This window comes from Paracoccus sp. UBA5162 (assembly GCF_002413585.1).
Taxonomy (GTDB): Bacteria; Pseudomonadota; Alphaproteobacteria; order Rhodobacterales; family Rhodobacteraceae; genus Paracoccus.
Genome location: NZ_DHXG01000057.1, coordinates 18,525 through 31,635, shown reverse-complemented (window position 1 = coordinate 31,635; position 13,111 = coordinate 18,525). Strand labels below are relative to the sequence as shown.

The 13,111-nt window shown below is 65.6% G+C and carries 11 protein-coding genes; 7 read left to right on the top strand and 4 right to left on the bottom strand.

Features of this window, described 5'->3' with window-relative positions; translation table 11 throughout:
• The 6 genes from B4A72_RS08820 to B4A72_RS08795 all read left to right on the top strand — a co-directional run.
• On the top strand, window positions 1–890 hold an 890-nt coding region (locus B4A72_RS08820), incomplete at its 5' end, for a dihydroxy-acid dehydratase (protein ID WP_292978360.1).
• 9 nt (window positions 891–899) lie between these two features.
• On the top strand, window positions 900–1,682 hold the full coding sequence (locus tag B4A72_RS08815) for a DUF6478 family protein (RefSeq protein ID WP_292953016.1): 783 nt from the start codon (window positions 900–902) through the stop codon (window positions 1,680–1,682).
• 10 nt (window positions 1,683–1,692) lie between these two features.
• Window positions 1,693–2,064: a hypothetical protein gene (locus tag B4A72_RS08810; protein WP_292953014.1), complete on the top strand. Its 372-nt coding sequence runs from the start codon at window positions 1,693–1,695 to the stop codon at window positions 2,062–2,064.
• Between the two features lie 108 nt (window positions 2,065–2,172).
• The gene (locus B4A72_RS08805) at window positions 2,173–3,273 is read left to right on the top strand and encodes a carboxynorspermidine decarboxylase (RefSeq protein WP_292953012.1); all 1,101 of its coding nucleotides are present in this window, start codon (window positions 2,173–2,175) and stop codon (window positions 3,271–3,273) included.
• Window positions 3,274–3,309: 36 nt separating this feature from the next.
• Entirely contained in the window at window positions 3,310–4,536 is a 1,227-nt protein-coding gene (locus B4A72_RS08800; RefSeq protein ID WP_292953010.1) for a saccharopine dehydrogenase family protein, read from the top strand.
• 109 nt (window positions 4,537–4,645) lie between these two features.
• Window positions 4,646–5,884 (top strand): AI-2E family transporter, encoded by a 1,239-nt coding sequence (locus B4A72_RS08795; protein WP_292953008.1) that lies wholly within the window; start codon window positions 4,646–4,648, stop codon window positions 5,882–5,884.
• A gap of 107 nt (window positions 5,885–5,991) precedes the next feature.
• Here B4A72_RS08795 and B4A72_RS08790 read toward each other — a convergent pair whose 3' ends face one another.
• Window positions 5,992–6,429, bottom strand: coding sequence for a pore-forming ESAT-6 family protein (locus B4A72_RS08790; RefSeq protein ID WP_292953006.1), 438 nt, complete (start codon window positions 6,427–6,429; stop codon window positions 5,992–5,994).
• Window positions 6,430–6,778: 349 nt separating this feature from the next.
• On the opposite strand from B4A72_RS08790, the gene B4A72_RS08785 reads away from it, so the two are divergent.
• On the top strand, window positions 6,779–8,932 hold the full coding sequence (locus B4A72_RS08785) for a malate synthase G (protein WP_292953004.1): 2,154 nt from the start codon (window positions 6,779–6,781) through the stop codon (window positions 8,930–8,932).
• 316 nt (window positions 8,933–9,248) lie between these two features.
• Here B4A72_RS08785 and uvrC read toward each other — a convergent pair whose 3' ends face one another.
• The 3 genes from uvrC to B4A72_RS08770 form a co-directional block, all read right to left on the bottom strand.
• A complete protein-coding gene (gene uvrC / locus B4A72_RS08780) occupies window positions 9,249–11,099 on the bottom strand; it encodes an excinuclease ABC subunit UvrC (protein WP_292953003.1) in 1,851 nt (616 codons plus the stop codon).
• Between the two features lie 294 nt (window positions 11,100–11,393).
• Window positions 11,394–12,167 (bottom strand): SDR family oxidoreductase, encoded by a 774-nt coding sequence (locus B4A72_RS08775; RefSeq protein ID WP_292953001.1) that lies wholly within the window; start codon window positions 12,165–12,167, stop codon window positions 11,394–11,396.
• Window positions 12,164–13,090 (bottom strand): calcium/sodium antiporter, encoded by a 927-nt coding sequence (locus B4A72_RS08770; protein WP_292952999.1) that lies wholly within the window; start codon window positions 13,088–13,090, stop codon window positions 12,164–12,166. Before B4A72_RS08770 ends, B4A72_RS08775 begins: the two co-directional genes overlap by 4 nt.
• Window positions 13,091–13,111: the final 21 nt, after the last annotated feature.

Genomic DNA, 13,111 nt, shown 5'->3' with positions numbered 1-13,111 from the left:
TGCATCTGCCCGCCATTGCGCATGAGGCGGGGATCGATTTCGACCTGTTCGATGTCTGCGACATCTTTCGCGACACGCCCTATTTCGTGAACCTGCGACCGGGCGGCGAATATGTGGCCAAGGACCTCTACGAGGCGGGCGGTGTTCCGGTGGTGATGCGCGAATTGCGCCGCGCCGGGCTGATCCACGAGGATTGCATGACCGCAACCGGCCGCACCATCGGCGAGGAACTGGATCTGGTCGATCGCGACATCGACGGCAAGGTGATCCATTCCGTCGCCACGCCCTTGTCCGCGACCGGCGGCGTGGTCGGGTTGAAAGGCAACCTGGCGCCGGACGGGGCGATCGTGAAGGTCGCGGGCATGGCGCCCGAAGATCAGGTCTTCACCGGCCCCGCGCGGGTCTTTGAAAGCGAGGAGGAGGCTTTCGCCGCCGTCCAGCGCCGGGACTACAGCGAGGGCGACGTGATCGTGATCCGCAACGAAGGCCCGGCGGGCGGGCCCGGCATGCGCGAGATGCTGGCCACGACCGCCGCCTTGTCGGGTCAGGGCATGGGCAAGAAGGTCGCGCTGATCACCGACGGCCGCTTCTCGGGCGCGACGCGCGGATTCTGTGTCGGCCATGTCGGGCCCGAAGCCGCGCAAGGCGGGCCCATCGCGCTGCTGCGCAACGGCGACATGATCACCATCGACGCGGTGAAGGGCGAGATCGGCGTCGATCTGTCCGACAGGGATCTTGCCGCGCGCAGGGACGCGTGGGGCGGGTCGCGCCGGACGGATTACGCCTCGGGCGCGCTGTGGAAATACGCGCGGCTGGTGGGCGGCGCGCGATGGGGCGCGGTCACCCATCCCGGCGCGGCCGAGGAAACCCATGTCTACATGGATCAATAGAGGCCGGGCATGATCGGTTGGCAGGGCTGGAGGTCGCGACGCGGCCGGCAGTCGGCCGGCCGGCAATGGGCCGCGCTGGCCAACAGCGCCATGCAGGGCCGCCGCGCGCCGGATCCCGACCTGCGCGACGAGGCGCTGGCGCTTCATGCCGACCTGCGCCGCTTTCTTCAGCACAGCGATGCCAGCCCTTCGCGCGCGCGCGACGATCTGCAATTGCTGGACCTGCCGCCGGGGACAGACTGGCGCTGGCGGCCGATGACGCTGCGTGGCCGGATCGTTCCTGCAGCCTTGGTCGCGCCGGAAAACGGCCAGCGGTTCAGCGACGAGGTGGTGCTGTGGCACGATTGCGGCCATCGCGCGGCGATCCTGCGGCAGGTCCGCAACCGGCAGGGCACCGATCTGGCGCATTACGGCCTGTCGCTGGAAGTGATGGGATTCTCGGGCGGGTATCTGTCCTTGTCGCTGGATCTGCCCGATGCAATGCAAGAGGATCTGGGCCGCGATCACGTGCTGCGGGTGGACGCGCAATTGTCGGCCGAGAGGGCGATGACCGTCTACGGCCGCATCAACATCGCCCAGGGTCCGGACACGGCCAGCATGTTGCGGCAGCTTGGCCATCCGATCGAGGGGCGGAACAATCCGCGGGTGGTCGAATTCGACCTGGCCTATGCCGATCTGGCGGGACGACCGGCCGACAAGGTCTGGCTGGATCTGATCTTCGAGGCCCCGGCGATGAACGCGGTCACGCTGACCGATCTTGTCATGTCGCGCCATCCGCGCGCGCAGATATAGGAAGCGACGGATGCATTTCGACAGCCACGGAATCGCCGGCGGAATCTGGCGCGGCACCCTGACCGGCAGCCTGCCCGGACGGTTGTGCATCGCCCATGAGGGCGAAGTCGTGGCCGAGGCGCGGGCCACCGGTCCCGATGGCGGGCCGTGGCAGATCGAGGTCGAACTGCCCGGCAGTGTGATTTCGGACGGGATCACGTCGCTTTTACTGCTGGCCTGCGAGGCCGGGATGGCGCCCGGCCCGGGCGCGCCGGTCCTGGGGCGGCTGGACCTGCGGGCCGGTCAACCCCTGGCCCAGGATGTGCTGGCCGAGATCGCGCTTTTGCGGGCCGAACTGGAACTGATGAAACGCGAATTCCGTCGCCTTGCCGCCGGTGGCTGAGCGGGCGCCCGGCGTCACGGCTGTGCCGCACTTTCTTGCGAAAAGCGCCCGATCTGTCTATATCCCGCCTTTCTCTTTCGCCCTTCGGGGCCTGGACACGGAAACGCCATGACCGATCTGCCGACGCCCTATTATCTGATCGACAAGGCGGTGCTGCGCGGCAACATGGAAAAAATTGCCCGGTTGCGCGAAAGATCCGGCGTCAGGGCGCTGCTGGCGCTGAAATGCTTTGCCACCTGGTCGGTCTTCGATGTCATGCGCGATTTCATGGATGGGACCACCTCGTCCTCGCTGTTCGAATTGCGGCTGGGGGCCGAGGAATTCGGCAAGGAAACCCACGCCTATTCCGTCGCCTGGGCCGATCACGAGATCGACGAGGCGATTTCCCATGCCGACAAGATCATCTTCAACAGCCTGGGCCAGCTTGACCGGTTCGGCGACAGGGCAGCGGCGATCACGCGCGGGCTGCGGCTGAACCCGCGCTTTTCGACCAGCGGCTTCGATCTGGCCGACCCGGCGCGTCCCTTCAGCCGCCTCGGCGAATGGGACATATCCCGTCTGGAGGCCGCGATGGACCGGATCAGCGGCGTGATGATCCACTACAATTGCGAAAACGGGGACTTCGACCTGTTCGATCACCAGTTGACCCGGATCGAAACCGAGTTCGGCGACATCCTGCAAAGACTGGACTGGGTCAGTCTGGGCGGCGGCATCCATTTTACCGGCGAGGGCTATCCGCTGGACCGGCTGGCCGACCGGCTGGCCGCCTTTCAGGACCGGTTCGGCGTTCAGGCCTATCTGGAGCCCGGCGAGGCCAGCATCACGGGGGCCGCGTCCTTGCAGGTCAGCGTTCTTGACCTGATCGACAATGGCAAGAAGGTCGCGATCGTCGACAGCAGCATCGAGGCGCATATGCTGGATCTGCTGATCTATCGCGAGACGGCCAAGCTGCCGCAGGACGGCGACCACGAATACCAGATCGCGGGCAAGACCTGCCTTGCGGGCGACATTTTCGGCGAGGCGCGCCTTGCCCGGCCGCTGAAGATCGGCGACCGGCTCGGCATCGCCGACGCGGCCGGCTACACGATGGTCAAGAAGAACTGGTTCAACGGCGTCGCCATGCCCTCGATCGCGATCCGCGAAGAGGACGGAACGATCCGCCTTGTCCGCAGCTTTTCCTATGACGATTACAAGTCCAGCCTGTCCTAAGGCGACCCGTTCTCTGCCCCCCGAAAGGAGTTGGAATTGGCCAAGAAGAATGTCCTCATCATCGGCGCGGGCGGCGTCGCGCAAGTCAGCGCCCACAAGGTCGCGCAATGGGCGGCCGAATTCGGCGACCTGCACATCGCCAACCGCACCCAGGCCAAGGCCGACGCCATTATCGCCAGCCTGCGCGGCAAGGGGCATGACATGGCCTTTGCCAGCCATGCGCTGGACGCGATGGATCCCGATGCGGTCGAGGCGCTGTTGAAACGGATCGAGGCCGGCATCGTCATCAATGTGGGCACGGCCTTCATCAACATGTCGGTGCTGGAAGGCTGCATCCGGGCAGGCGCGGCCTATATCGACACCGCCATCCACGAGGATCCGGCCAAGGTCTGCGAGACCCCGCCCTGGTATGCCAATTACGAATGGAAGCGGCGCGAGGATGTCGAGAAGGCAGGCATCACCGCGATCCTTGGCGCGGGTTTCGATCCGGGCGTCGTCAACGCCTATGCCCGTCTGGCCGAGGATGAATATTTCGACCGGATCGAGTCCATCGACATCGTGGACATCAATGCCGGCAGCCATGGTCGCTGGTTCGCCACCAATTTCGACCCCGAGATCAATTTCCGCGAATTCACCGGCACGGTCTATTCCTGGCAACAGGGCGCATGGCAGGAGAACCGGATGTTCGAGATCGGCCGCGAATGGGATCTGCCCGTCGTCGGCAAGCAGAAGGCCTATCTGTCCGGCCATGACGAGGTGCACAGCCTTGCAGCCCGCTACAAGGACAGCGACGTGCGGTTCTGGATGGGCTTCGGCGACCACTACATCAACGTCTTTACCGTGTTGCAGAACCTGGGCCTGCTGTCCGAACAGCCGGTCACGACCGCCGAGGGGCAGCAAATCGTGCCGCTGAAGGTGGTCAAGGCGGTTCTGCCCGATCCGGCCAGCCTTGCGCCCGACTATACCGGCAAGACCTGCATCGGCGATCTGGTCAGGGGCAGTCTTGATGGCAAGGCGGGCGAGGTCTTCGTCTATAATGTGGCCGATCACAAGGAGGCCTTCGACGAGGTCGGAAGCCAGGGCATCAGCTTCACCGCGGGGGTGCCACCCGTCGCTGCGGCGATCCTGATCGCGCGCGGAACCTGGGATGTCGGGAAGATGGTCAATGTCGAGGATCTGCCTGCGCGGCCCTTTCTGGACTTGCTGGGCCGGATGGGCCTGCCGTCGCGGGTGATCGACGCCGCGGGCGATCACCCCATCTGACGCCGCGATTGACAAAGATCAGGCCGCGCGGACGGTTCGGAACAATCGGTTCGCATCCTGCGTTCCGGGCCCGGGCGGGGCGATGAATGCGCCGTGGAGGGGGGATTTCATGGTCGGTCCGCAAGGGCACAATTTTCCGCGCACCGGGCGCGAGGACGGTGTGACGCGCGTTCTGGTCAACTGGGCCGTCATCGGCATCTTTCTGATCATGGCCTTTGGCGCTGTCGCAGCCGCCCGTGATTTCCTGATGCCGGTGACGATGGCGATTCTGTTGTTCTTCGTCTTCACCCCGTTGCGCCGTTTCAACGAACGCCGGGGCATTCCCGACGGGGCGACCGCCCTGCTGGTCACGGTCAGCATCCTGATCACGGTCGGCGTCATCGCCTATGCCGCCAGCGGCCCGGTCAACCGCGCCGCGGCCCGCATCCCCACGATCAGCAGTCAGCTTGAATACAAGTTCCAGAACGTCCGCGATTCGATGCGCGATCTTCAGGAGGCCGCCAAGAAGATCGACGACGCCCAGAACATGCAAGAGGAAGGCGGCGATGCCGCGACAACCGTGCGGGTCCAACAGGAGGGCGAATCCACCTTTGCCGCCGTCCTCAAGCTGACCCCGCAATTGCTGGGTCAGGTGGTCTTCACGCTGATCCTGCTGTTCTTCATGATCGCTTCGGGCGATCTGCTTTATCTGAAAATCGTGCAAAGCTTCGACACGATGCACGACAAGCGCACCGCCTATCTGGCGCTGCGCGAGATCGAGGATTCACTGGGCAGCTATCTGGGCGCGATCACCGTCATCAATGCCTGCCTGGGCTTTGCCGTCGGCCTTGCCATGTGGGCCTGGGGAATGCCCTCGCCGCTTCTGTTCGGGATCGGGGCGTTCCTTCTGAACTTCATTCCCTATCTGGGCGCCATCGCCGGCGTGGGCATCGCGGCCGTGGTGGCGCTGGTGGTGATGCCGGGATTGTTCTGGCCGGCGATGGTGGCAGCGTCCTATCTGGCGCTGACCTCGCTGGAAGGGCAGATCATCACACCCTATTTCGTGTCGCGCCGTCTGCAGATGAATACGGTGGTGGTCTTCATCTCGGTCGCGCTTTGGGCCTGGCTGTGGTCGGTGCTGGGTATGGTGATCGCGGTGCCGGTGCTGGTCGTGATCCGGGTTCTTTCCGAACATGTTCCGGGGTGGGAAAAATTCGGAAACTTCCTTGCCGGGGAAGAGCCTCCCGCGATCGAGGACGAGGATGAGGAAGAGGCGCGCGAAATCGTCGAAAGCGGCGCGCCCGCCGAGGACGAAGAGGCGGCGCGCGCCGTCACCCGGCCCCTTGTCGCCGATGACGGGCGCAACTGAGCAGGGCGCCTCAGGGTCTGCGCATTATCGGGGATCCCTGAACGAACGGGCCGGCGCATCGCTGCACCGGCCCGCCGTCGTGCCAGTCGGGGAGGGAGCGCGGGCGATCAGCCCGCCGGCAACTGGCTTGCGACCTGATTGACCGCCGCCTCGATGCGCTGGCACTGCGATTTTTCGCTGGTGCCCTGCTGCGAGGCGGCGTCCTTCAGCGAAATCTGGGTTTCTCCCAGCGAGACGGTGCCCTGGGTTCCCTTCTGCTCGGCCGCGGCGCCGGCCTGTGCATCACCCTCGGGCAGCATTCCGACCAGCTTCTGCTGCGCGGATACCGCCTCGGCGCCAGAGAAACCCTGGGATTGGCAATATTTCAGAATGCCCAGCTGGTTCCGGGCGGCCTCATAGGCGGCTGCGGGGTCGATCCTGGCGGCCTGGGGCGCCTTCTGCGCGGGCGCGGCGCCGCCACCCTGGGCGGGCGTCTCGGCCGTCTGGGCGAAACCTGCGGTCGCGGCCATCGAAAGGCCGGCAGCGAAAGCGATCTGGCGGAACATGTGGTTCTCCTTTGTCCGTCAAGGGCGCGACACCGGAACGGCGCGCGCTTCCTGCGCGGCCAGAGGTGGCAGCGGCAAGGGCAGAGGAAAACCCCCCGCCGCGCCAGAGGCGGAACCGTGCCGATTCGCCGGTGATCTGCCCGGCGCGATCGGCGGGCGCAGGCCGAAGACCCGGTCTTGCGCGGGACCGCGCGCGAATGTGACCGGTCGCGAGGGGTGAAAAAATCCGCTGAAACCCCCGCTCGCACATGGCGACCTATGGTCCCCGGCGGCTACGGTGCGCTATTGTATACATCGACCGCCGCCGCGCCGCGGCCGCGACCGGCACCGCAGCTACAGGAGGATGACCATGCCCGCCCAGCCTATCCAGCGACACGGACTTGAAATCGATGCGACTTTCGCGACCTTCATCGAGGACGAGGTCCTGCCCGGCACCGGGGTCGATGCCGATCGCTTCTGGTCCGGATATGCAGGGCTGCTGGCGGATTTCGCCGACGAGAACAGCGCGCTGCTGGCCCGGCGTACCGAATTGCAGTCGCAGATCGACGCCTGGCACAAGGCGCGCGGCAACCAGCCCTGGGACGCCGCGGCCTATCGCGAATTCCTGACCCGCATCGGCTATCTGGTGCCGCAGCCCGAACCCTTCACCGTCGAGAATGGCGAGGTCGATCCCGAAATCGCCAGCATTGCCGGTCCGCAGCTGGTCGTGCCGGTCAGCAATGCCCGTTTCGCGCTGAATGCGGCCAATGCCCGCTGGGGATCGCTTTACGATGCGCTTTACGGATCGGACGCGATGGGGCCGCCGCCATCGGACGGATTCGACCCGGCGCGGCGCGATGCCGTCGTGGCGCGTGTCGCCGGATTCCTGGACGACACCTTTCCGCTGGCCAGGGGCGGTCATTCCGACGCCACCGGCTATCGCGCGGATCAGGATGGGCTGCATGTGTCGATCGAGGGGACCGAGGTCGCGCTGGCCAACCCTTCGGCCTTTGTCGGCACCCGGTCCGAGGGCCAGGATACCGCCTTCGTTCTGGTCCATCACGGGCTTCATGTGGAACTGGTCGTGAACCCGAAAAGCCCAATCGGGTCGGCCTCGGCGTCCGGGCTGAGCGACGTGGTCTTGGAGGCGGCGCTGACTGCGATCGAGGATTGCGAGGACAGCGTTGCCGCGGTCGATGCCGAGGACAAGATCGTCGTTTATCGCAACTGGCTGGGCCTGATGAAGGGCGACCTGTCCGAAACCTTCGAAAAGGGCGGCAGGCAGATGACACGCCGCCTGGCCCCCGACCGGCAGATCACCCGGCCCGATGGCAGCACCCTGACGCTGCCCGGCCGCGCCCTGTTGCTGGTGCGCAATGTCGGTCTGCTGATGACGACGGATGTGATCAGGCTGAACGGTCGGGAAACCCCCGAGGGTCTTCTGGACGCGATGGTGACGGTGGCCTGCGCGATCCACGACCTGAAGCGCGACAAGGGTCTGGGCAACAGCCGCGCCGGTGCGATCTATGTGGTCAAGCCCAAGCTGCACGGCCCCGACGAGGCCGCCTTCACTGATCGCACCTTTGCCCGCGTCGAGCAGGTGCTGGGTCTGCCCGCGAACACGGTCAAGCTGGGCCTGATGGACGAGGAACGCCGCACCAGCGCCAATCTGGCCGCCTGCATTCATGCCATCCGCAACCGCGTCGTGTTCATCAATACCGGCTTCCTCGACCGCACGGGGGACGAGATCCATACCTCGATGCAGGCCGGTGCCTTCGTCGGGCGCGACGGAATGAAATCGTCCGACTGGCTTGATGTCTATGAACAGGGCAATGTCCTGATCGGGCTGGCTTGCGGACTGCGCGGCAAGGGTCAGATCGGCAAGGGCATGTGGGCCAAGCCCGATGCCATGGCCGAGATGCTGGAGACCAAGATCGGTCATCCCCGGTCCGGCGCGAATACCGCCTGGGTGCCCAGCCCGACCGCCGCGACGCTGCACGCGCTGCATTATCATCAGGTCGATGTCGCCGCGCGGCAGGCGGACCTGTCCGGCAGCGCCATGCCCGATCTGGACCGGCTGCTGACGCCCGCGCTGATGGATGGCGCACCCGCCGGCCGGGACCAGATCCTGCGCGAGGTGGAAAATTCCTGCCAGGGGATTCTGGGCTATGTCGTCCGCTGGGTCGATCAGGGGATCGGCTGTTCCAAGGTGCCCGACATCAACGACGTGCAGTTGATGGAGGATCGCGCCACCTGCCGGATCAGCGCCCAATACATGGCCAACTGGCTGGAACAGGGGCTGATCTCGCGCGATGAGGTCGAGGACGCGCTGCGCCGCATGGCCGCCAAGGTCGACCGGCAGAACGCGGGTGACCCGGCCTATGTCCCCATGGCGCCGGATTTCGACGGCCCGGCGTTCGAGGCGGCGCGCGATCTGATCTTCGGCGGTGCCGAAAGCCCTTCGGGCTATACCGAACCGGCGCTTCATGCCCGCCGCAAGCAGGCCAAGGCATTGCGGCGCTGAGCCCGCGACGCCTTGGCGATGAGCCCGGGAATGGCCGATTCCCGGGCAGGACGGAACGGCGGACCCAGGCACCGCAAGGCGGGTGCCTGCGGTTGCGCCAGGGAACCCGCCAAGCGGCCTTCGCCGCTCACCCTCACGCTGCGAGCCCCTGACCAGCCGTCAATAGCCGTGCTGCAACATTTGACAACGATATTCACATCGATCCTGTCGAAACAGACAGGGCCGCGGTCGCTGTCAGAACCCTGGCCGTTCCAGTGCGGCCTCCGACCGGTTCACGGCGTGGACGCCACCCCACGCGGCGAGGGTCGTCGGACGATCAGCCGCGCGCGTGGAAATGGTCATAGACCTTCTGCGCCATCGCGGCCGAGATCCCCTCGACCGCCCGCAGATCGGCCAGGCCCGCGCGGCTGACGGCCTTGGCGCTGCCGAAATGCGCCAGCAGCGCGCGCTTGCGCGCGGCGCCGATGCCGGCGATTTCGTCCAGCGGATTGGCCATGACCGATTTCGCGCGCCGCGCGCGGTGGGTGCCAATGGCCCAGCGATGCGCCTCGTCGCGCAGGCGTTGCACGAAATAGAGCACCGGGTCGTTCATGCGCAGCGCAAAGGGACGTTGGTTCGGGCGGTGAAATTCCTCTTTCCCGTGCTCGCGGTCCACGCCCTTGGCGACGCCGATGACCGGAATATCCTCGACGCCCAGATCGGCCAGAATCCCATCGACGGCACTGACCTGTCCGGCGCCGCCGTCGATCAGCAGAAGATCGGGCCAGGCCTCGGTCTGCCGGTCGGGGTCTTCTTTCAGCAGGCGGGTGAATCGTCGTGTCAGCACCTCGCGCATCATGCCGAAATCGTCGCCCGGGGTGATCTCGGTCCCCTTGATGTTGAACTTGCGATACTGGTTCTTGATGAAGCCGTCGGGACCGGCGACGATCATGCCGCCGACGGCATTCGTCCCCATGATGTGGCTGTTGTCATAAACCTCGATCCGGCGCGGGGTCGCAGGCAGATCGAAGGCCTTGGCGACGCCTTCCAGCAGTTTCGCCTGCGCCGCGCTTTCCGACATGCGCCGGCCCAGGCTTTCGCGGGCATTGCGCAGGGCATTTGTCACAAGCTCGAACTTCTCGCCCCGCAGGGGAACCGCGATCTCGACCTTGCGGCCGGCGCGTTCGGCCATGACTTCGGCGGTCAGGTCGGGATCTTCGGGCGCGTGGGACAGCAGGATCTGGCGCGGCGGGGGCTTGTCGTCGTAGAATTGCAGCAGGAACGCCTGCATCACCTCGTCCGGGCTTTCGGCGCCGCCCAGTCGGGGATAGAAATCGCGGTTGCCCCAGCTTTGATTGCCGCGGATGAAGAAGACCTGGATGCAGGCCTGACCGCCTTCCATGTGCAGCGCAACGATATCGGCCTCGGCCACGCCCTTGGGGTTGATGGCCTGGACCGACTGCACGGCGGTCAGTGCCTTGATCCGGTCGCGCAAGGCGGCGGCGCGTTCGTATTCCATCGCCTCGGCCGCCTGCGCCATCTCGGCCGCAAGCTGGGTCTGGATCGCGGTGGTCTTGCCTTGCAGGAAAAGCTCGGCATCCCGCACCAGCCCGTTATAGTCGTCCCGATCGATACGGCCGACACAGGGCGCGCTGCACCGCTTGATCTGGAACAGCAGGCAGGGGCGGGTGCGGCTTTCGAAGACGGAATCGGTGCAGTTGCGCAGCAGGAAGACGCGCTGCAACTGGGTCAGGGTCCGGTTCACCGCGCCGGCGCTGGCGAAGGGTCCGTAGTAATCGCCCTTTTCGGACTTGGCGCCGCGATGTTTCTTGATCTGGGGGAAGTCGTGGCTTTTGGCGACAAGGATGTTGGGAAAGGATTTGTCGTCGCGCAGCAGCACGTTGTAGCGCGGTTTCAACTGCTTGATGAGGTTCTGTTCCAGCAGCAGCGCCTCGGTCTCGGTGCGCGTGGTCAGGAACATCATCGAATGGGTGTCGCGGATCATCCGCGCGATCCGCCCCGAATGACCCGAGGGGCGGGCATAGTTCGAGACACGCGCCTTCAGGTCGCGCGCCTTGCCGACATACAGGACTGCGCCCTGCCCATCCAGCATCCGGTAGACGCCGGGACTGGAATCAAGCGTGCGAAGATAATCCTGGATCAGAACGTGGCCGGTTTTCTGGCTCATGGCGTAAAGAAAGTGATTCCGTCACCCGGCTGCAAGTTTCAATCGGCGATTGCAAGGGCGAACCCGTCCACCATTCCTGTGGATAAGGCTGTGAGTGGAGGCGGCGCCAGCAGGCGTCGGCCCAGCATTTATTGCAGTTTGGTAACTTTGCCGAAAGTTTGGGCAGCGGATGGGGGCATTGAAAAACAACGATATTTTCTTTTGACTGCGATCGAAACCCGAAACATTGTGAGTTTTCGGGGGGTTCGCCCAAGATTTGAAGGCAAGGTGCACAAATGGACCGGTGTGGCGCATTCAGCCGGCCTGGACATCGGGCGTCTGCCAGGCCAGATGTTGGCCGCCATCCACGCAGATCAGTTGTCCCGTGACCGCCTTCGCATCGAGAAGATAGCCCAGAGCGGCGACGATATCGTCCGGTTCGGCCCCTCGCCGCAGGATCGTGGCATCGCGCTGAGCCGCGAATTCGGTCGCGGACTGATGCGCCCCGACCAGGGTCGGGCCGGGGCCGATGGCGTTCACGCGGATATGCGGCGAAAGCGCCTGCGCGGCGGTGCGGGTCAGCGCCCACAATCCGGCCTTCGACAGTGAATAGGTCATGAAATCGGGCGTGGGCTTCAGCACCCGCTGATCGACCATGTTGACGATCAGCGCCTGCGCCACGGGCTCGCCGCGGTCGTCGGGAAGGGCGGCCGGGGCCTGCGCGGCGAAAGCCTGGATCAACTGGAACGGCGCCCGCAGGTTCGATCCCAGATGTCGGTCCCAACCTGCCATCGTGGCGCTGTGGATGGTGTCGTGCCGGAAGATCGAGGCATTGTTGACCAGCACCGCAAGCGGCCCCATCGCGGCCGCAATCCGCGGAATCAGATCGGCGGCCGCGTCCGGATCCAGCAGATCGGCGCCGAAACAGCGCGCCTCGACGCCGAAGGCGCGGGCCCGGGATGCGGTGTCACGGGCCTCGTCTTCCGAACGGTTGTAGTGGATCGCGACATCATGGCCGCGGCTTGCCAGCGACAGCGCCATGGAACGGCCCAGACGCCGCGCGGCGCCGGTGATCAGCGCGACGCTCATAGCAGGATCACGACATATGCGGCATAGGCCGCCAGAAAGCCCGCGCCGACAAGCCTGCCGATCGGGATGGCGCGGAACAGGAACGGTCCCATCAGCAAGGCTGCGGCCAGCATCACCCACAGATCGAGCTGCAGCATCTGCGCCGGAACCGGCAGCGGCTTCACCAGCGCGGTGATTCCGAGGATCGCGAGAATGTTGAACAGGTTCGAACCGACGACATTGCCAAGCGCCATGTCCGCGCGCCCGCGCATCGCCGCGGCGACCGAAGCCGACAATTCCGGCAGCGAGGTGCCGATGGCAACCAGCGTCAGGCCGATCACCGCCTCGCTGATGCCGAAAAGCCGTGCGATATCGCCCGCGCCGCCGACCAGCAGATGCGCGCCCGCCGGCAGCGCGATCAGCCCGCCCACCAGCCACAGCACGATCCGGCGCCAGCGCGCGCCCGGCTCGACGCCCTCCAGATCTTCCGCCTTTTCGGTCGATCCCGCGCTGAGCTGGCGCCAAAGCACCAGGATCAGCGCAATCAGCAGCACGGCCCCCTCGATCCGGCCGATCTCGCCGGTGAAGGCCAGCACGATCAGCAACAGGGACGCGCCGATCATCATCGTCCAGCTTTCGCGCAGATCGTGGCCGCGGGTCGGAATGCCCGAGATCAGCGCCGCCGCCCCGAGGATCACCAGCACGTTGGCGATGTTCGAGCCCACGACATTGCCCATCGCGATATCGGTCGATCCGCCAAGCGCCGCCGAGAGCGACACGATCAGTTCGGGGGCCGAGGTGCCGAAGGCCACGACGGTCAGGCCCACGACCAGCGGCGTGATCCCCAGCCGCAGCGCAAGGTTGACCGCCCCCTTGACCAGCAGGTCGCCGCCGAGGACCAGCAGTGCCAGCCCGCCCAGAACCAGAGCGATGTCAACGATCACGAGGCTTGATCCCGAGCAACC

Coding starts and splice junctions, on each gene's coding strand:
- B4A72_RS08815 (WP_292953016.1), top strand. CDS start 900: ATGATCGGTTGGCAGGGCTGGAGGTCGCGACGCGGCCGGCAGTCGGCC.
- B4A72_RS08810 (WP_292953014.1), top strand. CDS start 1,693: ATGCATTTCGACAGCCACGGAATCGCCGGCGGAATCTGGCGCGGCACC.
- B4A72_RS08805 (WP_292953012.1), top strand. CDS start 2,173: ATGACCGATCTGCCGACGCCCTATTATCTGATCGACAAGGCGGTGCTG.
- B4A72_RS08795 (WP_292953008.1), top strand. CDS start 4,646: ATGGTCGGTCCGCAAGGGCACAATTTTCCGCGCACCGGGCGCGAGGAC.
- B4A72_RS08790 (WP_292953006.1), bottom strand. CDS start 6,429: ATGTTCCGCCAGATCGCTTTCGCTGCCGGCCTTTCGATGGCCGCGACC.
- B4A72_RS08785 (WP_292953004.1), top strand. CDS start 6,779: ATGCCCGCCCAGCCTATCCAGCGACACGGACTTGAAATCGATGCGACT.
- uvrC (WP_292953003.1), bottom strand. CDS start 11,099: ATGAGCCAGAAAACCGGCCACGTTCTGATCCAGGATTATCTTCGCACG.
- B4A72_RS08775 (WP_292953001.1), bottom strand. CDS start 12,167: ATGAGCGTCGCGCTGATCACCGGCGCCGCGCGGCGTCTGGGCCGTTCC.